Annotated in this window: 15 protein-coding genes; 11 read left to right on the forward strand and 4 right to left on the reverse strand. The window is 55.7% G+C overall.

Annotated elements, in window-relative coordinates; translation table 11 throughout:
• The first annotated feature begins 57 nt into the window (after positions 1-57).
• The 4 genes from ligA to gatB are packed head-to-tail and all read left to right on the forward strand — an operon-like array spanning position 58 to position 5,281.
• Complete coding sequence (ligA, locus tag H8S45_RS00365; protein WP_054327650.1) at positions 58-2,064, forward strand: NAD-dependent DNA ligase LigA; 2,007 nt, start codon at positions 58-60, stop codon at positions 2,062-2,064.
• 1 nt (position 2,065) lies between these two features.
• Positions 2,066-2,353 (forward strand): Asp-tRNA(Asn)/Glu-tRNA(Gln) amidotransferase subunit GatC, encoded by a 288-nt coding sequence (gatC, locus tag H8S45_RS00370; protein WP_054327649.1) that lies wholly within the window; start codon positions 2,066-2,068, stop codon positions 2,351-2,353.
• 18 nt (positions 2,354-2,371) lie between these two features.
• Positions 2,372-3,841, forward strand: coding sequence for an Asp-tRNA(Asn)/Glu-tRNA(Gln) amidotransferase subunit GatA (gene gatA / locus H8S45_RS00375; RefSeq protein ID WP_054327648.1), 1,470 nt, complete (start codon positions 2,372-2,374; stop codon positions 3,839-3,841).
• 15 nt (positions 3,842-3,856) lie between these two features.
• Positions 3,857-5,281, forward strand: a complete 1,425-nt coding sequence (gene gatB, locus H8S45_RS00380; RefSeq protein ID WP_054327647.1) for an Asp-tRNA(Asn)/Glu-tRNA(Gln) amidotransferase subunit GatB — start codon at positions 3,857-3,859, stop codon at positions 5,279-5,281.
• A 432-nt stretch (positions 5,282-5,713) separates the two neighbouring features.
• On the opposite strand, the gene H8S45_RS00385 is transcribed toward gatB, so the two are convergent.
• Positions 5,714-5,842 carry a hypothetical protein gene (locus H8S45_RS00385; RefSeq protein ID WP_390124101.1) on the reverse strand — a complete coding sequence of 43 codons (129 nt, stop codon included), beginning with the start codon at positions 5,840-5,842 and terminating at the stop codon, positions 5,714-5,716.
• 164 nt (positions 5,843-6,006) lie between these two features.
• On the opposite strand from H8S45_RS00385, the gene H8S45_RS00390 reads away from it, so the two are divergent.
• From H8S45_RS00390 to H8S45_RS00415, 6 genes are all read left to right on the forward strand, one after another.
• A complete protein-coding gene (locus tag H8S45_RS00390) occupies positions 6,007-7,041 on the forward strand; it encodes a M42 family metallopeptidase (protein ID WP_054327646.1) in 1,035 nt (344 codons plus the stop codon).
• Positions 7,038-8,060: a M42 family metallopeptidase gene (locus H8S45_RS00395; RefSeq protein ID WP_186949421.1), complete on the forward strand. Its 1,023-nt coding sequence runs from the start codon at positions 7,038-7,040 to the stop codon at positions 8,058-8,060. Before H8S45_RS00390 ends, H8S45_RS00395 begins: the two co-directional genes overlap by 4 nt.
• On the forward strand, positions 8,057-9,058 hold the full coding sequence (locus H8S45_RS00400; protein ID WP_054327644.1) for a M42 family metallopeptidase: 1,002 nt from the start codon (positions 8,057-8,059) through the stop codon (positions 9,056-9,058). The genes H8S45_RS00395 and H8S45_RS00400 overlap by 4 nt, the downstream gene beginning before the upstream one ends.
• 209 nt (positions 9,059-9,267) lie before the next feature.
• On the forward strand, positions 9,268-10,107 hold the full coding sequence (locus H8S45_RS00405; protein WP_054327643.1) for a sigma-E processing peptidase SpoIIGA: 840 nt from the start codon (positions 9,268-9,270) through the stop codon (positions 10,105-10,107).
• 13 nt (positions 10,108-10,120) lie between these two features.
• Positions 10,121-10,819, forward strand: a complete 699-nt coding sequence (gene sigE, locus H8S45_RS00410; RefSeq protein WP_054327642.1) for an RNA polymerase sporulation sigma factor SigE — start codon at positions 10,121-10,123, stop codon at positions 10,817-10,819.
• Between the two features lie 115 nt (positions 10,820-10,934).
• The gene (locus tag H8S45_RS00415; protein ID WP_054327641.1) at positions 10,935-11,198 is read left to right on the forward strand and encodes a phage holin family protein; all 264 of its coding nucleotides are present in this window, start codon (positions 10,935-10,937) and stop codon (positions 11,196-11,198) included.
• Positions 11,199-11,287: 89 nt separating this feature from the next.
• On the opposite strand, the gene H8S45_RS00420 is transcribed toward H8S45_RS00415, so the two are convergent.
• Entirely contained in the window at positions 11,288-12,946 is a 1,659-nt protein-coding gene (locus tag H8S45_RS00420; protein ID WP_243182335.1) for a recombinase family protein, read from the reverse strand.
• A gap of 84 nt (positions 12,947-13,030) precedes the next feature.
• Positions 13,031-13,198, reverse strand: coding sequence for a hypothetical protein (locus H8S45_RS00425; protein ID WP_147573644.1), 168 nt, complete (start codon positions 13,196-13,198; stop codon positions 13,031-13,033).
• Between the two features lie 621 nt (positions 13,199-13,819).
• Between H8S45_RS00425 and H8S45_RS00430 the strand changes: the two genes are divergently transcribed.
• Positions 13,820-14,014 (forward strand): hypothetical protein, encoded by a 195-nt coding sequence (locus H8S45_RS00430; protein ID WP_054327639.1) that lies wholly within the window; start codon positions 13,820-13,822, stop codon positions 14,012-14,014.
• 243 nt (positions 14,015-14,257) lie between these two features.
• Here the strand turns inward: H8S45_RS00430 and H8S45_RS00435 are convergent, their stop codons facing one another.
• Positions 14,258-17,812, reverse strand: a complete 3,555-nt coding sequence (locus tag H8S45_RS00435; protein ID WP_054327638.1) for an S-layer homology domain-containing protein — start codon at positions 17,810-17,812, stop codon at positions 14,258-14,260.
• Positions 17,813-17,993 lie beyond the last annotated feature (181 nt).

Here is a 17,993-nt window from a genome sequence, read left to right on the forward strand (position 1 = left end):
AAACCGCGCAAAATTTGGTATACTATATTCTGTATTGGATCAAGAAGGGATGTTGGCATGGACGCGGGTAAACAGATCGCCGCGCTGCGCGAAAAGCTGCGGTATCACAATGAAAAATATTACGATCAGGACGCGCCCGAAATATCGGACTATGAGTACGATATGCTGCAGCGCGAGCTGCGCGCGCTTGAGGCCGCGCATCCGGAATATGTGGACGCGGATTCCCCGACCCAGCGGGTCGGCGGCACGGCCTCCGGCCGGTTCGCCAAGGTGACGCATGCCTACCCGCTCGAGAGCCTGCAGGATGTATTCTCGTTCGACGAGCTTTCCGAATTCTATGACCGCGTCGAGGGCGCAGTGGGGCAGGCGGAATATGTGGTCGAGTATAAGATCGACGGCCTTTCAGTCGCGCTCGAGTATGTGGACGGGGTGTTCGTCCGCGGCGCGACGCGCGGCGACGGGCAGGTCGGCGAGGACGTGACCGCCAACCTGAAAACAGTCAGGGATATCCCGCGCAAGCTGAAAAACGCGCCGCCGCACCTGATCGTGCGCGGTGAGGTATATATGAAAAAGTCCGTGTTTGACGCACTCAACCGCGAGCTCGAGCTGCATGAAAAGCCGCTGCTCGCCAACCCGCGCAACGCGGCGGCGGGTTCGCTGCGGCAAAAGGACAGCGGTGTCACCAGGCAGCGCAAGCTCTCCATTTTCTGTTTTAACATCCAGAACAGCGACGAGTTGCCGCTCGCGAGCCATACGGAGTCATTGGACTACCTGAAACGGCTTGGTTTTCCGGTCAGCCCGCGCTATCCGGTCTATACCGATCCGGAGGATGTGCGGAGCGAGATCGAAAGCATGGGTGAAACGCGCGGCGAGCTGGATTTTGATATCGACGGCGCGGTGGTCAAGGTTAATGCGTTCGTACAGCGCGAAACGTTGGGTTCGACCGCCAAATTCCCACGCTGGGCGGCGGCGTATAAGTATCCGCCTGAGGTCAAGCAGACGCTTCTCAAGGATATCATCATCTCGGTCGGACGGACGGGCGTTTTAACGCCTAACGCGGTGCTCGAACCGGTGCGGCTTGCGGGGACGACGGTTTCCCGCGCAACGTTGCACAACCGCGATTTTATTCGCCAGCTTGACGTGCGGGTAGGAGACACGGTATCCGTGCGCAAGGCGGGCGAGATCATCCCCGAGATTGTCGGCGTGGACACGGACAAGCGCCCCGCGGACGCGCAGCCCTACGAAATGCCGCGCTTCTGTCCGGTGTGCGGCGCGCCGGTGTTCGACGACGAGGAGGAGGCCGCGATCCGTTGCACGGGCGCGTCCTGCCCAGCGCAGCTTTTGCGCAACCTGATGCACTTTGCCTCGCGCGACGCGATGGATATCGACGGCTGCGGCGAGGGCAACCTGCAAAAGCTGATCGACGCGGGACTGGTACGCTCCGCCGCCGACCTGTATGACCTGACGGTCGAGCAGCTCCTGCCGCTCGGCAAAAAGGTGGATACCTGGGCCAATAATCTGATTAGCGGTATCGAAGCCAGCAAGACGCGCGATCTGTCGCGGCTGCTGTTTGCGTTTGGCATAAGGCATGTGGGCCAGAAAGCGGGCAAAGTGCTCAGCGACCATTTCGGTAGCTTGGACGCGCTGCTCGCGGCTCCGGTCGAGGAGATGACCGAGATCCGTGACATTGGCCAGGCCACCGCGGAGAGCATCGCGGCATGGCGCGAGCTTGACCAGTCCAAGGAGCTGATCGAAAAGCTGCGTGTGCATGGGGTCAACTTCACCGGAGAAAAGACCGCGAAAAGCGATCTGCTTGCGGGCAAGACCATCGTCGCGACCGGCAGCCTGACGCTCTACACCCGCAAGGAGATCAACGACCTGATCGAAGCCCTCGGCGGCAAGGCGGCGGGTTCGGTCTCCAAAAAGACGAGCTATGTCGTTGCGGGGGAGAACGCGGGCAGCAAGCTGCAGAAAGCGGCCGAACTGGGCATTCCCGTGCTGACCGAGCAGGAATTCAAGCAAATGATAGAAAATGAAAATACAACACAGCAGGAGGAACTTTGACATGGCAATTTCGCGAAAAGAAATTGAACACATCGCGTCCCTTGCGCGTCTGGACTCGTCGGAGGGCATTTTTGACCGGCTGGCGGACGACATGCAGGGCATCGTCGGCATGGTGGACAAACTGGCTGAGCTTGACCTCGGCGATATTACCGACGTGATCGACACCGAGCGCAAGAACGCGTTCCACGAGGATGCAGTCATCCAGGAGTATACACCGGACGAGCTGATCGAGCCGAACGCGCCGGATTTCCAGGCAGGCGGCGTAGCCGTACCGCGTGTGGTCGAGTAAAGGGAGGGACAGGAAAATATGGCACTTTATGAGAAAACAGCGGCCGAGCTGTCCGAACTGCTCGCGAAAAAGGAGGTTTCGGCGGTCGAGCTGGCGAAGGATGTGTTCGCCCGCACCGCAGCGGTTGAGGACAGGGTACAGGGCTATGTGACCGTCACTGAGGAGGCCGCGCTCGCGCAGGCCGAGGCAGTGGATAAGAAGCGCGCCGCCGGCGAGGAACTGTCCGCTTTGGCGGGCATTCCGATCGCGGTCAAGGACAACATCTGCACCAAGGGTACGCTGACCACCTGCGCTTCCAAGATCCTGTATAACTTCAAGCCGCCGTATAACGCAACCGTGGTGGAAAAGCTGGCCGCGCATGATGTGGTTGTGACCGGCAAGGCGAATATGGACGAATTTGCGATGGGCTCCTCGTGCGAGAACTCCGCCACGCACCCGACGCACAACCCGCACGACCTGACCCGCGTGCCGGGCGGCTCGTCCGGCGGCTCGGCGGCGGTGGTCGCCGCAGGCGAGGCCCCGCTGTCGCTCGGTTCGGATACCGGCGGCTCGATCCGCCAGCCCGCGTCGTTCTGCGGCGTGGTCGGCCTCAAGCCGACCTATGGCGCGGTATCCCGTTACGGCCTGATCGCGTTCGCGTCCTCGCTCGACCAGATCGGCCCGTTCGCCCGTTCTGTCGAGGACGCGGCGATGCTGCTCGACGCGGTCACCGGCCATGACCCGCTGCATGACTCGACCTCGGTCAAGGCTCCGTTCGAGGGCAGCGTACGCGCAAACCTGAACGCGGATATCAAGGGCATGAAGATCGGTCTGCCCAAGGAATACTTCGGCGCGGGCATTTCGGACGAGGTGCGCGCGAGCGTACTCGCCGCGGCTGAAGCCTATAAGGGCCTCGGCGCAGAAGTGTTTGAAATTTCCCTGCCGCTGGTCGAGTACGCGCTGCCGGTGTACTACATCCTGTCGTCCGCGGAGGCGTCCTCCAACCTGGCGCGCTTTGACGGCGTCAAGTACGGTTACCGTACCCCGAACGCGGGCGACGACCTGATCGCGCTGTACACCAAATCCCGCTCCGAGGGCTTTGGCGCGGAGGTGCAGCGCCGCATCATGCTTGGCACCTATGTGCTTTCGTCCGGCTATTACGACGCATACTACAAAAAGGCGCGCGCTGCGCAGCGCAAGATCAAAGAGGAATTCGCAAATGCGTTTGAGAAGTGCGATGTCATCCTGACTCCGGTCGCGCCGACCACGGCCTACGGCTTGGGCGCCAAGACCAGCAATCCGCTGGAAATGTATGCGGGGGATGTTTGTACGGTATCGGTCAACATCGCGGGTCTGCCGGGACTTGTGCAGCCCTGCGGATTTGACGCGAACAAGCTGCCGATCGGAATGCAGCTCATCGGCCCGCGTTTTGGCGAGCAGAAGCTACTGAACGCCGGCCTTGCGTTTGAGCAGGCGTCGGGGCTTAGAAATATCATCGCGGCGCTGTAAGGGAGGAAACGACAAATGAAATATCAAGCTGTCATCGGCCTTGAGGTGCATGCGGAACTTTCCACTAAGAGCAAGATCTACTGCTCCTGCTCGACCTCGTTCGGCGCGCCGATCAATACTCACACCTGTCCGGTCTGCACCGGTATGCCGGGCGCGCTGCCTGTGCTCAACAAGCAGGTTGTGCACTATGCGGCCAAGATGGGCAAGGCGACCGGCTGCACGGTCAACCAGCTCTGCAAAGCCGACCGCAAGAATTATTTTTATCCTGACCTGCCCAAGGCCTACCAGATTTCGCAGTTCGATGTGCCGATCTGCGAAAACGGCGAGGTGTTCTTCTATGTGGACGGAGAAAAGAAGTCCTGCCGCCTTGAGCGCATCCATTTTGAGGAGGACGCGGGCAAGCTGCTGCATGACGAGATCGACGGTACGGTTGTGGACTTCAACCGCTGCGGTGTGCCGCTGATCGAGATGGTCACAAAGCCCGACCTGCATTCCTCGGCCGAGGCCAAGGAGTTCCTCGAAATGATCAAAACCACGCTGTCCTACCTTGATATCTGCGACTGCAAGATGGAGGAAGGCTCGATCCGTTGCGACGTGAACGTGTCCATCCGGCCGGAGGGCTCGGAGGAGCTGGGGACGCGCGTGGAGATGAAGAACATCAACACCTTCTCGGGCGCGGTGCGCGCGATCGATTATGAAATTGCCCGCCAGATCGAGGTCGTGGAAAATGGCGGCGAGATCCAGCAGGAAACCCGCCGGTGGGACGACGTCAAGCTCAAAAACACGGTCATGCGCACCAAGGAGGACGCGCAGGACTACCGCTACTTCCCAGACCCCGACCTGATCGCGGTCGAAATTTCGGACGAATGGATGCGCCAGATCGAAAGCGAGATTCCCGAACTGCCGATTTCGCGCTATGAGCGTTACCTGAACGAATATGGCATGACCGCGATGGAGGCGCGCCTGATCTCGGACAGCTTTGCCAAGGCAGAGCTGCTCGACGCGGCGGCCAGGCAGGTCAAGCCCAAGGCTGCGGCAAACTGGATTTTGTCCGACATTTCCAAATACCTTAATGACAAGGGCGTGGAGTTGCCGGACACCAAGCTGACCGCGGATAAGCTGGTCGATCTGGTAAAGCTGATCGAAGCGGGGACGATTTCGGGCAACGCGGGCAAAAAGGTGCTGCCGAGCATGTTTGAAACCGACGAAACAGTGGAAGCCATCGTCGGGCGCATGGGACTCAAGCAGGTATCGGACGAGGGCGCTATCCTCGCCATCGTGCAGGACGTGATCGCCAAAAATGAAAAAGCGGTCGCGGACTTCAAAGCGGGCAAGAACGTCACCGGCTTTCTTGTAGGCCAGTGCATGAAAGCCTCCAAGGGTCAGGGCAACCCGCAGATCATCAATAAGCTGATCGCGCAGGAGCTGGCGAAGCTTTGATAAAAAAGATGTTTGTTGTAGCTCCCTCAAATAAAATAGGCTAAATCCCTCAGAAAAAACAGACAAGACCTGAGGCAATGATTCAATTTGGATTGTTGCCTCAGGTCTTTTTTATTGTTCTTGCTATGCGGGAAAGTCATCAATCAAGACGATATTTGTTTAAAATATTTGTTGGTGAAAACAGGAATATAAAATGAAAATATGAAAAATAAAGATGTTTTTTTGAGAAAAATGTTGCGTAAGAAAAAGGTGTTTCTCACCTCCCCAAAATGTGGTTAAATGCCTTTCTTCTCCTATGGGGGATGGATAAAAACGGTTTCTTGGAATACGGGGTAATGTGGGTGGTTGTCTGTTTTACTTGGGGTAAATGGTCAGTTTGATAAATAGGAAGAACAGATGCTGCGATTTACAGCATTCTTTTTGCGCCTGTCGTCAGAAATAGAACAGGTTCTCGAATTTTTTGTACAGCGCGATGAACTGGATCAGGGTGAGCTTGGGTGTTGGGTTAAACGGGCCTGTCACGGTCAGGCTGATCGTGTTTCGGGATACGCCGGCACGCACGGTCAACGCGGCCTGTAACAGGCCCCATAAAACAACGCACTCCCGTCAGGATAGCTCAGCTATACTGTTTTTCACGGCCTTTGTCAACCGCGCTATTGTATCGGACGGGGGAAGCGGTTATAATAGAGACAGGCCATATTCTACAGAAAAAGGAGGAATTGTCTTTGCGTTTGGAGGAAACCCTGCGGACGCTGTGCGCAATGCCGGCGGTCAGTGGGTTTGAAATGCAGGCGGCGCAGGCTGTGGCGGCGTTGTTCCAACCATACTGTGATACGGTAGAAACAGACCGCAGCGGCAATGTGCTGGCTTATAGAAAATGCGGGAAAAAGCATGCAAAAACCGTTTTGCTGGATGCGCATCTGGATCAGATCGGCTTTGTAGTGACCGAAGTGCTGGAGGGCGGCTTTCTGCGTTTCGCTCCGGTCGGTGGCGTCGACCCGCGGATGCTGCTCGCGGGGGAGGTGACGGTCCTCGCGGACGAACCGCTGTACGGCGTGGTGGCCTGTATGCCACCGCATTTGCTCAAGGCGGGTGAACAGGATAAGGCGGTGACGGTCGATCAAATGCTAATCGACACGGGCCTGACGGATGCGAAAGACCGGATCAGGATCGGTACGCCGATCGCATTCGCCCAGAAGCCGGTGCGGCTGCTCGGCGGGCAGCTTTGCAGCAAATGTCTGGACGACCGCGCGGGTGTAGCCGCAATCCTGCTGGCCGTGGAGAAGCTGAAAAAGGTGAAAAAGCTGGGCTGCAATATCGCGGTGCTGATCAGCACGCAGGAGGAGGTCACCGGACTCGGCGCGCAGACCGGCGCGTTTGCCGTACAGCCGGAATATGCGATCGCGGTGGATGTGACGCATGGCAAAACGCCGGACGGCCCCGCAGACGGTGTGTTTGAGCTGGGCAGCGGCGTGGCGGTCGGCATGGGTCCGAACCTGCACCGAGGGCTGACAAAGCGGCTGATCAAGGCGGCCAAGGCCAATGACATCGGCTATTCGCTTGAGGTGATGGAGGGCAACACCGGCACGAACGCCTGGACTATGCAGACCGTGGCGTGCGGGATTGCGACCGCGCTGCTCTCGATTCCGGAGAAATATATGCATACGCCGGTCGAAGTTGTGAAGCTGTCCGATGTAGAGGCGGCAGCTGATTTGATCGCCGCGTTTCTGCGTGAGTTTGATGGGGAGGCCGAGGAATGACCGAGCTGCTGAAAACGCTGTGCGCGCTGCCGGGGCCGTCCGGCTGTGAGGACGCTGTGCGCGCGTTCGTGCTGAAAAAGGCAAAGCCGTACGCGGACGCGCTGCGGACGGATGCGATCGGTAATGTGATGGTATTCCGCAAAGGGAGAAAAACCCTTGAACGTCCGGTTGTCGTGTGCGCGCACATGGACGAGGTCGGCGTGATCGTCAAAAAGATCACGGACGATGGTATGATTAAATTCGGCTTTGTCGGCGGGGTGGACCCGCGCGTCGTGATCGGGCGTCCGGTGCGCTTCGGGGAAGTGACAGGCGTCATCGGTATCAAGGCGGTGCATCTGACGACCGCTGCCGAGCGCCGGACCATGCCCAAGGCCAAGGATCTGTATATCGACATTGGTGCGTCCAGCCGCGCGGTGGCGGAGGAGCGGGTGTCGCTGGGGGACTATGGTGTGTTCGACTCCCCAGTGGTCGAGTTTGGCGATGGGCTGATCAAGGCAAAGGCGATCGATGACCGCGTGGGTTGCGCGGCCCTGCTCAAGCTGCTGGAGGAGCAGCCGCCTATCGATACCTGGTTCTGCTTTACCGTGCAGGAGGAGGTAGGACTGCGCGGCGCGGCAAGCATGGCCTATGCACTGGATCCGGACTTTGCGCTGGTGCTGGAAGGCACGACCGCCGCCGACTTGGCGGAGGTGACGGATGGGAAAGCGGTCTGCCATGTGCGCGGCGGCGTCGTGCTGCCGCTCATGGATGGCGCGACGATTTACGATGCGGGTCTGTTTGAGCTGCTGCGCGATGCGTGTGCAAAGCGCGGCATCGCCTGGCAGACCAAGACGCGTGTTTCCGGCGGGACGGATGCCGGACGCATTCACAAAAGCAAGGCAGGGGTGCGCGTCTGCGCGGCCGCCGCGCCGGTGCGGTATATCCATTCGCCGTCCTCTGTGGCGGCGGTATCGGACTGCGAGGCGGTGCTGGCCGCTGCGCGGGCATTTCTGGAAGACCTGAGAGGGGACGACGAATGAGCAAGGTTTTTGATTTATGGAATACGGTCGGCGGCGCGTTCGGCCCGTCAGGCCGCGAGGACGCGGTGCGCGAAGCCATCGCCGCCATCGCGGGGGAATATATTGACGATATCACCACGGATGCGCTCGGCAATCTGATCTGCCGCAAAAAAGGCGCGGGCAAAAAGCTGCTGTTTGCCGCGCATATGGATTCGATCGGTGTGGTGGCGACCTATATCGACGAAAAAGGATTTATCCGGTTTGCACAGGTCGGCGGGCTGTTCAAGGGCGACCTGATCAATATTCAGGTCCGGTTTGCGGGCGGCACGCGCGGCGTGATTTCCTATGAGGAAAAAACGCCGTTCAAGGATATTACACTGGACAACCTCTTCATTGATATTGGTGCGGCGGATCGGGCGGATGCAGAGAGACAGGTGCAGATCGGCGACTTCGCGGTGTTCGACGCGCCGCGCTTTGAACAGAACGGGGTGCTGTGCGGTCCGTACTTGGATAATCGCATCGGCTGCGTGACCCTGTTGCTCGCGATGGAGCGTCTGGCCCAGCAGGAAATCGAAAACGACCTGTATTTTGCGTTCACCGCGCAGGAGGAGGTTGGCCTGCGCGGCGCGGGCGCGGCGGCGTTCGCGGTGGAACCAGATATCGCCGTTGCAGTCGATGTGACGGACACAGGCGACCTGCCCGAGCGGAAAACGCCCATGGCGGTCGATATGGGCAGGGGACCGGCGGTCAAGGTCATGGACCGGTCGGTGATCTGCACGCCGGAGGTCTGCGCGGCGCTCGAACGGGCGGCCGCAGCCTGCGGTATCGACGTCCAGCGGGAGATACTGCAGTTCGGCGGCACGGACACGGCCGCGCTGCAAAAGACGCGTGCCGGCGTGCAGGCGGGCGCGGTATCCATCCCGACGCGGTATATCCACTCGCCGAGCGAGATGTGCGCGGTGTCCGACGTAGAGGCGGCTGCAAGACTGCTGGAAAAATTTGTGCTGCAGCAAAAATAAACGGCAATTCCGCCGTGTAAAAGGAACCGCAGGGGATCCGGCTGTATCGAGCCGGATCCCCTGCTTTTTCGCCCATCGTTCGGTTATTAGGCTGCGCTCTGCCCATAACCGGCAGGGCGGATCGGGTTTTCGACAGGAAACAGCAGCCCTCCATTCGGCAAATATTGTACAGGGTATGTGATAAGATAGACCCCGAACGGAGGTGGAGCATGGTCGTCTATCTGGATGTCCTGTTTGGGGTCAACGCACTGATGGATTATACGACGCTGCTCGCCGCGGCCAGGCTGGGCGGGGTATCCGTCAAACGGAGGCGGCTACTGGGGGCGGCAGCGGTAGGCGGCACCTATTCGGCTGCGGCGATGCTGTTCCCCGCACTGGCGCTGGCTCCGTTGCGGATTTTGTCCGGAATCGGCCTGTGCGCCGCGGCCTTTGCTGGACAGCGCGCTTTCGCGCGCCTGTGCGCGCTGTACTTTGTCGTCGCAGCCTCTTTTGCGGGGCTTGCGGCGGCGCTTGGCGCGGCGTCCGGCCGGCAGCTTTTGACAGGGGCGGGATACTATGCCGCTGTTCCGCTGCGCGTTCTGGTTTTAGCCGCCGCAGCCGGTTACGCGGTCAGCGGGATATTTCTGCGTGGAGATGCGCTGCATGGGCCGGTTCGGCGGGAGGTGGAGACGCTGCGGATCTGCTTTGGGGGAAAGGCGTGCGAGTTGCGCGTCCTGCATGATACCGGAAACGGGCTGTTTGAACCGGTTTCGGGAAAACCGGTGGTCGTGATGGATCGAGCGGCCGCTGTGGAACTGCTGGGAGAGGCAGGGCGGCCGCTACGGGATGGCACAATGGCTGCCTCGGAGGCGCTTGCCAGACTCCCGCCCAGGCTGGCAGGCCGGTTTGGGCTGCTGCCGTACCGCGCGGTGGGCACGGAGAGCGGCCTGCTGCTGTATTTCCGTCCAGACAGCGTGTACCGTGCAGATGGGAAACCGCTGGACTGCGTCTGTGCGGTTGGGCCGGATCAGATCGGACAGGGTGCGTATGACGGATTGATCGGTGTATGAAAGGGAGAGAAGCATGATATTCCAATGGATCATCAGAAAGCTGAAGAGCCTGTTTGCAAAGCAGCCGGTTTACTACATCGGCGGCAGCGAGGTGTTGCCCCCGCCGCTTTCTGCAGAGGAGGAGGCCGATGCGGTGTTGGCCTGCCAATCCGGAGACGAGCAGGCCAGAAATACGCTGATCGAACACAACCTGCGGCTTGTCGTGTTTTTGGCGCGCAAATTTGAATCCAGCGGCGTGGGGACGGAGGATCTGATCTCGATCGGGACAATCGGGCTGATCAAGGCGGTCAGCACCTACCGGAGCGATAAAAACGTCAAGCTGGCAACCTATGCGTCCCGCTGCATTGAGAATGAGATATTGATGTATCTCCGCAAAATCGCGGGCCGCCGGACAGAGGTTTCGTTTGATGAGCCGCTTTCCTCGGACTGGGATGGAAACGAGTTGCTGCTGTCGGATATTCTGGGTACCGAGCCGGACAGCGTGATGCGGCCGCTGGAGGACGATGTAGACCGCACGCTGCTGCTGCGCGCGCTGGAACGCCTGCCAGCGCGGGAGCGACAGATCATCTCCATGCGGTTTGGCATCAATATGCCGGAAGCCATGACGCAGAAGGAGGTCGCGGACCTGCTCGGCATTTCGCAGAGCTACATATCAAGACTGGAAAAACGGATTATCGCGCGGATGCGGAAAGACATTCTGAAATGGGTCTGATGCGGGTACTCGACTTCCCATTTATTCGAAATTGGACAATGCGTGGCGCATATAAATAAAAGCGGGAGGGTCGCCGCAGGGCGGCGTCTCAATATATACGGATGGGAGGCGGCATATGAATCTGAAAGTGCGGCTCAGGAACCCGATATTCTGGATACAGCTTCTGCTGGGAATATTCGCCACGGCGTTGGCCTATGCAGGGCTGACAGCCTCGGATATGACGACATGGGGCGCGGTATGGGAGGTGCTGAAAGGAGCGTTCACCAATCCCTACTGCCTGTTTCTGATGGCGTCCAATATTTGGGCGGCGCTCAACGACCCGACAACCGCGGGGATAACGGACAGCGCGCGGGCGAAAAGCTATGAAAAACCGTCATAGGGCGGTGGTAAAAAAGCAGGCGGTCGTTAGGGGCGTGTTCATAAGGATGTTCATGCTACGGAAAATCGGCATGATATGCTATCGGCATATCACGCCGATTCCTTTTTGTCGATTGCATGGGAAAGTCCAATTTCACCAATAAAATTATAGTGAATATCAATTTGCTGAGTACGGTGGCCGCTGGACTTATCCGGCGCATGAACGATGATTTTTTCCACAAGAGCATGGAGAAGTTCTGGAAACAGCTTGTCCGGAACAGTGTATTTCTTCACCAACTTGATGAAGCTGTCCATGTTTACGTTTTGCTGCTCGCAGGCTTCTACGGTCTGCTGTAGTTCTTTGACGCTCATCTGTAAGTGGGCCTGCTCCTGCTCATAATCAGCAGACATTTTTGAAAAGCGTTCATCGGTCAGTTTGCCGCTGATGTTGTCCTCATACAATCGCTTGATGATGCCGTCGATTTCCGCAATACGCCGTTCCTGCTGCTCCAGCGTCCGCTTGGCCTGAGCCTGCTCCTGCATCTGCGCTTCCATCCGGTTGGACATGGCCTGCCGGATGAAACCATCGGTATCCTCGCGGGCAAAGGCGATGACTGCCCGCAGGTTTTCCAGTACAAGCTGTTCCAGCACAATCGCCCGGATAAAGTGGGCCGTACATTTGCCTCTCTGCTGCTTGTAAGCGCCGCAGGTGTAACTGTCCTTCTCTCGCGCCAAGGATTTTGTGCGGTTGAGATTGAGGGTATGGCCGCAGTCGGCGCAATATAACAGGCCGGAGAACATGCCCATATCGCCCATGCGGGTGGGCCTGCGCCGGTTTTCCCGGTTCTTCTGCACGATCTCCCATGTCTCCTGTGATACAAGGGCTTCATGGGTATTTTCAAAGAGCACCTGCTTTTCTTCGGGATTTTGGATTTTCTTCTTGCTTTTATAGGATTTTCTGGTGGTCTTGAAATTTACCGTGTGGCCGAGGTAATCTTTGTTGCGCAGAATTTTTTCAATCGTGCTGCTATACCAATGGCAAGGTCGTATCGGGTCATAATTTTTGGTTCGTCCCGTCCGCTCAAATTCCAGCGTTCCCGGTGTGATGATTTCCATTTCCCGCAGATGGCGTGCGATTTTACCGGGGCCGTTGCCCTCGGCGGCAAGTTGGAAAATCAAGCGGATAACCGGAGCCGTTTCCGGGTCTACACTCAAATTACCATCCCTATCCCGCAAATAGCCGTAAGGCGCTTGCGTGGAAAGCCGTTTGCCGCTCATGCCTTTTGCCTTGAATACAGCCCTGATTTTCTTGCTGGTGTCCTTCGCATACCATTCGTTGATGATGTTGCGGAACGGAGTGAAATCGTTGTCCTCGCGTTCGCTGTCTACACCGTCATTGACGGCGATAAACCGCACGTCAAATTCCGGGAAGCGGATTTCGGTATACATTCCCACCTCAAGATAGTTGCGTCCGAAACGGGACATATCCTTGACAATAACCATATTCACAAGGCCGCTTTCGATATCGGAAATCATCTCCTGAAAGCAGGGTCGGTTGAAGTTCGCACCAGAATAACCATCATCCTTATAGATTTTATATTGAATAATATTATGGTCTTTTGCGTACTTTTTCAGGATTTCAATTTGATGGGCGATGCTGTTGCTGTCGCCCTCGCTGTCGTCATCACGGGAGAGACGAACATAGAGAGCCGCCCATTTTTTTGCTCCAAAGTTCATGCTGAAAGTTTGTTTATCAGACTGCCTTTTCATTGCAGACCTCCATTCCGGCAGTCACCGCAATTGGTCTTTTATGACACTATTATTATACCAAAAATCAATAAATAATGCAAATTTTCAATGAATCCGCTTTATTTTATCACTTTTGGTTTCTGTGTCGATCAGACGCCGGATATGGTCGGCTGCGGTGCTGCCAGTCTGTTTGAAATGCGAGGTCACGATGTATGTAGTACCGTCAATCATTCTTTTTCTCTGTGGCGGCTTTACCTGGGTACGGCCTGCCATGAAAAAACACCTCCTTAATGCGTCCCGACTTGGGACCGATTTTCAAATGATACGACAAAAACCGCGCCGTACTATCCAGCGCGGTTTTCCTTATGCCTTAAAAGGAATCAAAAGCAATTCAGACGGCGGCTGGCCGAGCCGCTCCATAGGTCTGTACCTCCCTCCATTCCCGTGGCGGGGCGTCCTGCGCTGTGACGCATAGCCGACGCAAGTATCATTATCATCCATACAGGGTCATGGCCCGCAGTTTTGACCTGTGGCTGCTTTACAGCGTGGCGTTGTTCGCTCCTGCCTATCCGGGCAATTATGGCGCACCTGCTGTCTGGCTCTCCTGCATGGGAATGTATCTGGAACGCTTTATTCAGTTATCAAGTATTCCCTCTGACTATTATTACTGAGAAATGAGATAAAATTAAAAATTTTCGACAAATGAAAGCAAAGATTCTAAAAATAAACTTCTTTTCGAGGCTATTCTTAAAAATACAGAATAGAAAAAATTGTACCAGGCTAATTCGCTCTATTCATTATCCCACAATGAATTTACAGCCGGACAGCTATCAGGCCGGCTAAACCAGGATATTCAATATACAGCGCCGCCGGAGGGGCGCTGTACAAGCAAGTATGGCATTTGTGACAAAAATGCCGCTTGTCAGGGGCGAGCCCCTGAAACCCCACCCGCAGCAGCGGGGCGTTATCCCGCGCGCGGAGGGTATCCCGCCGTCCGTCCACCGTCAAGGCCGGGCGTCCGCTGCGCAGCCGCCCGCGAGCCGCCCCATCAAGGGGCGGGCCTTGACTGCGGATTTCCGGCGGGATTAAAGGCCGCCAAGGGGATAACGCCCCCACTGGGCGCGCATTGCGCGCCCAGTGGTTATTCTGGTACTCCAGCAGGCCGTCGCCCAAGACGCAGGCAGAAAAAATGAGTCCCGACTCGGGACACATTAAGGCCGCCGAAAGCAGGAAAAGTCAATATACGAACAGCCTGTGAAAGAGATAAAAGGACTCCCGTGTGATATCCACACGGGAGTCCTTCTTTCAGGTGCTTACGCAATAAGAGATCGCTTATGCCATATCACGATACAGGAACGACACGATTTGGCCGCGGGTGCAGGCTGCATCCGGGCTGAACGTGGTCGCGCTCGTGCCTGCGGTAATATTCTCCGCAACCGCCCACTGGACAGCCGCCGCATAGTAAGCGTCTGCCGCTACGTCGGTAAACGGACTGCTGCCGGAAACGGCCGGGGAGCCGTTCGCACGGTGCAGGAAAGATACGGTCTGGCCGCGGGTAACGGTTGCGTTCGGGCTGAACGTAGTCGCGCTGGTGCCGCTTGTGATGCCCTTTTCAACCGCCCACAGAACCGCGTCATAGTAATACGCATCCGCACTTACATCGGTGAACGGGTTTGCACCGGCCGCCTTGGGCGAGCCGTTTGCACGCCACAGGAAAGATACCATCTGCGCACGGGTGCAGGACGCATCCGGGCCGAAAGTAGTCGCGGTGATACCGCTGGTAATACCCTGCTCGACCGCCCACTTGACCGCGTCATAGTAGTATGCGCTGGACGCTACATCGGTAAAGGCCATCGAACCGGGTTCCGGCTGCTCGCTCACCTTGGCAAACGTCGCTTTAACCGTCACCTTGCCGGACGGCATGGTAAAGGTGTACTTGGTGTCGCTCTCACGCTCCACGCTGATTTCGTCGCCGTCCTTATCAGTTACCGTCAGCTCGTCCAGCTCATAGCCGGCATCGGGCTTGACAGTAATGGTAACGGTCTTGCCCTTGGATGCACTCTTCGGGGAGACGCTCACACTACCGTTGGAAGTGGAGGAGACAGAAACCGAATAGCGGCTGCTGGAGCTACTGGAACCGCCACCGCCGCCGGAAGAACCACCGCCGGAAGAGGAATTGCTTGAATCCCAGCTTGCAGAAACGGTAGTATCCTGCGTAAAGGTTGTATTTACATCAATCTGACCGATTCCGCTCGCGTACCAGCCCTCGAAAGTATAGCCCTCTCTTGTGACAGTCGGCAACGCCTTCAGCTTGCCTTCGTTGTTTGTCGTCAGTGTTCTGCTATTGGTATCGCCATCCGAGAAGGTGCCGCCCGCTGGGTCAAAGGTGATGGTAAACGACGTAACCGGACTGGTAGCCGAACCATCTTCTCCGAGTACGACCTGTGCGCCTTCCAGTTTTTTGTTGATTTCTCCAACGATCTGCTCAGGAGTGAAGTTGTTCATTCCTGACACGTTGTTCTTAATATTTTCAATAGTACTTTTGTCCACCTTAATCAGCGGCCCATTCGGCTTACCGGTGACGTTGTTCAACGTGATTTCGGGCAACGTGGTTACGCCGGTTCCTACGCCGTACTCAATTCCATTATCTACGGTCGTATTTGCAACTTCTGCTTCTGCACCGTTGACCAGAATCGAGCTGTATACTCCATTGGTTACGGTAACACTGTCCAGCTTACTTTTCTCAATGCAATACAGCTGTACACCGTACTTACAGTTTTCAGCATCCACCGTTACATTCTTCAGGGTAAAGCTATCTGCGCCGGACTGCGGGGTGCCGCCTGCCGGGTCTCCCGTCGCCTGTGCGACAATCAGAGCACCTGCGGGTTTTTCTGCCGTTGCATTCCCGGTATAGGCAATCGTATGACCGGCACCGTCCAGCGTCACATTGGCTTCGTCAATCACAATGGACTGCGTAAGCTCTGCATCCTGTAACAGGGTGATGGTTTGACCTGCCTGCACAGCGGCAACGGCTGCTTCCAAAGAGGTATATGGTGCATCGCCCACCATAACGGTCACTTCGGCTGCGCTTCCATCCTGCGTCATGCCCAATTCGTAACCATTGGTATTACCAGAAGCCAGTGCAATGTTATTTTCACTGACCTTCATCCGGCTGCTCGTTCCGCCCATAAAAATACCGGAGGAAAAATCTGCGGTTTCGTTGTTTGCTGTCGCAATGTTTTTCAGCGTATTGCCTTTCAGAGTAACGTCAGTGCCTTCCAGATAAATACCGGTATACGCAGTACCGTCAATCGTGTTCCCCTGAATCGTTGCATTGGAAATCGAATTGAAATACATACCATATTTCAGATTTTCCATCTTACAATTCTGGACATTCACATATCCGCCTGTTTGTGGCTGGCGTGGAAGCGTCAGAATACCAACAATACCGGAATTTACTGCATCCGCAGAACCAACAAATGTACAGTTAAGAATTTGAATCGGCGATTCGTTTGTGCCATTTGCTTCAATGCAGATTGCACTTTCGTCCTTCATTCCCTGTTCCAGACCAGCCATTTTCAAGTTCTGAATAGTGACACCAGCAGACTGAATCACAAAAACAGATTCATAGTTACCGTAGCTCGGATCAGCTGTATCCGGTACCTTATCAAAGGAACGGATAATCGTATGGTTATCACCGTCAATCGTAATTGCTTTATTAATTACAATATTATTTGCATTTCCGGCAGCAATTTGAATGTCCTGCTTCAGCACAATGGTATCGTTTGCTTTTGCTGCCGTAATCGCACCTTCAAGCGTTGCATAATAAGTTTCGCCAATTTTCGCCACCTTGCTGTTTTTGATAGCGATACCGCCGTTGTTTTGGGCGGTTTCTGACAGCTCAACGGTATTGTTTTTCATTGTTACCGGAAGTGCCGAAGTGCTTTCGCTCAACTCATTTACATAGATACCTGAAATAAACGGTACAGAATTGTAGGATGTCATCGCAATATTCGTCAAATTATTATTGCTGACAGTTATCCCTGTACTGCTTGCCGGTACATCCATATAAATGCCCGTATAGCTTGTGGTATCAAGCATGTTGTCGGAAATGACAGACTGGCTGCCAATCGAGTTAAAGTACATGCCATACTTGACGTACTGGAACTCACAGTCACTCACATGAACTACCGGAGAATAACCGGTTGCTCCTATGATACCGGCAGTTCCATAGGAATTATCCTCATTCTGTGTTCCTATGAACTTGCACTCCGTAATAGTAACACTTTCATTGGTCGCAATATAAATCGCGGCTTCGTCCTTCATTCCGTTCTCCAGGCCGGACATGGTCAGGTTTTTAATCGTGACATTCCCGGCATTGATCTGGAAAACGGCTTCGTAGTTGCCGTAGCCCGAATCGCCTTGGGTAGTATCAAAAGTTTTTATCAACTTATGCCCATTACCATTAATTGTGATTTCGCTGTTAATCACGATATTGTTTTCCGGGCCTGCTGGAATCGTAATATCACCACTAAGCGTGATTTCAGATGATGCATCGTCATCAGCATTTGTGATTGCACTCTTGAGTTCCGCTAATGTGTCGATACCTTCATTGCCTGTATCTTCCGTTGTATCTTCAACGTCAGTGGCATCTTCGGAGTCGGCCTCTACATTATTGGTACCACCCTGAGCATCTTCGTTTTTTTCGACCGTTTCTTCATCTGGTGCCTGTGGCTGCTCTGTGCCCGCAGGCGTTGTTGTTTCCTGTGGTTCTGTGCTGGTCGTCACAGTGGATGTTTCTTCTGTCTCATCCACAGCAGACGCAGCGGGAACCATTGTCAGCACCATGGACGCAGCCAAAAATGCCGACAACATTTGCTTTTTCATGTGGTTTCCCTCCTTATTTTTTGACGTAAATAGCAGAAAATGTGGAAATCACCCCCTATCGTTTTGGATAATTGTACGTTTTCAAAGTGTTATTTGGAACTACAAATTTGCATGGAATCCATTGAAAAAGTAAGGAATATAGAGTATAATTGCCATAGGTGCTTACCGGCCAAAAATTTGG

The organism is Agathobaculum faecis (genome assembly GCF_014287995.1).
Lineage (GTDB): Bacteria > Bacillota > Clostridia > Oscillospirales > Butyricicoccaceae > Agathobaculum > Agathobaculum ammoniilyticum.

Bases quoted from the DNA above. Each gene is read 5' to 3' on its own strand.
- ligA (WP_054327650.1), top strand. From the start codon at position 58: ATGGACGCGGGTAAACAGATCGCCGCGCTGCGCGAAAAGCTGCGGTAT.
- gatC (WP_054327649.1), top strand. From the start codon at position 2,066: ATGGCAATTTCGCGAAAAGAAATTGAACACATCGCGTCCCTTGCGCGT.
- gatA (WP_054327648.1), top strand. From the start codon at position 2,372: ATGGCACTTTATGAGAAAACAGCGGCCGAGCTGTCCGAACTGCTCGCG.
- gatB (WP_054327647.1), top strand. From the start codon at position 3,857: ATGAAATATCAAGCTGTCATCGGCCTTGAGGTGCATGCGGAACTTTCC.
- H8S45_RS00395 (WP_186949421.1), top strand. From the start codon at position 7,038: ATGACCGAGCTGCTGAAAACGCTGTGCGCGCTGCCGGGGCCGTCCGGC.
- H8S45_RS00400 (WP_054327644.1), top strand. From the start codon at position 8,057: ATGAGCAAGGTTTTTGATTTATGGAATACGGTCGGCGGCGCGTTCGGC.
- H8S45_RS00405 (WP_054327643.1), top strand. From the start codon at position 9,268: ATGGTCGTCTATCTGGATGTCCTGTTTGGGGTCAACGCACTGATGGAT.
- sigE (WP_054327642.1), top strand. From the start codon at position 10,121: ATGATATTCCAATGGATCATCAGAAAGCTGAAGAGCCTGTTTGCAAAG.
- H8S45_RS00415 (WP_054327641.1), top strand. From the start codon at position 10,935: ATGAATCTGAAAGTGCGGCTCAGGAACCCGATATTCTGGATACAGCTT.
- H8S45_RS00420 (WP_243182335.1), bottom strand. From the start codon at position 12,946: ATGAAAAGGCAGTCTGATAAACAAACTTTCAGCATGAACTTTGGAGCA.
- H8S45_RS00425 (WP_147573644.1), bottom strand. From the start codon at position 13,198: ATGGCAGGCCGTACCCAGGTAAAGCCGCCACAGAGAAAAAGAATGATT.
- H8S45_RS00430 (WP_054327639.1), top strand. From the start codon at position 13,820: ATGGCATTTGTGACAAAAATGCCGCTTGTCAGGGGCGAGCCCCTGAAA.
- H8S45_RS00435 (WP_054327638.1), bottom strand. From the start codon at position 17,812: ATGAAAAAGCAAATGTTGTCGGCATTTTTGGCTGCGTCCATGGTGCTG.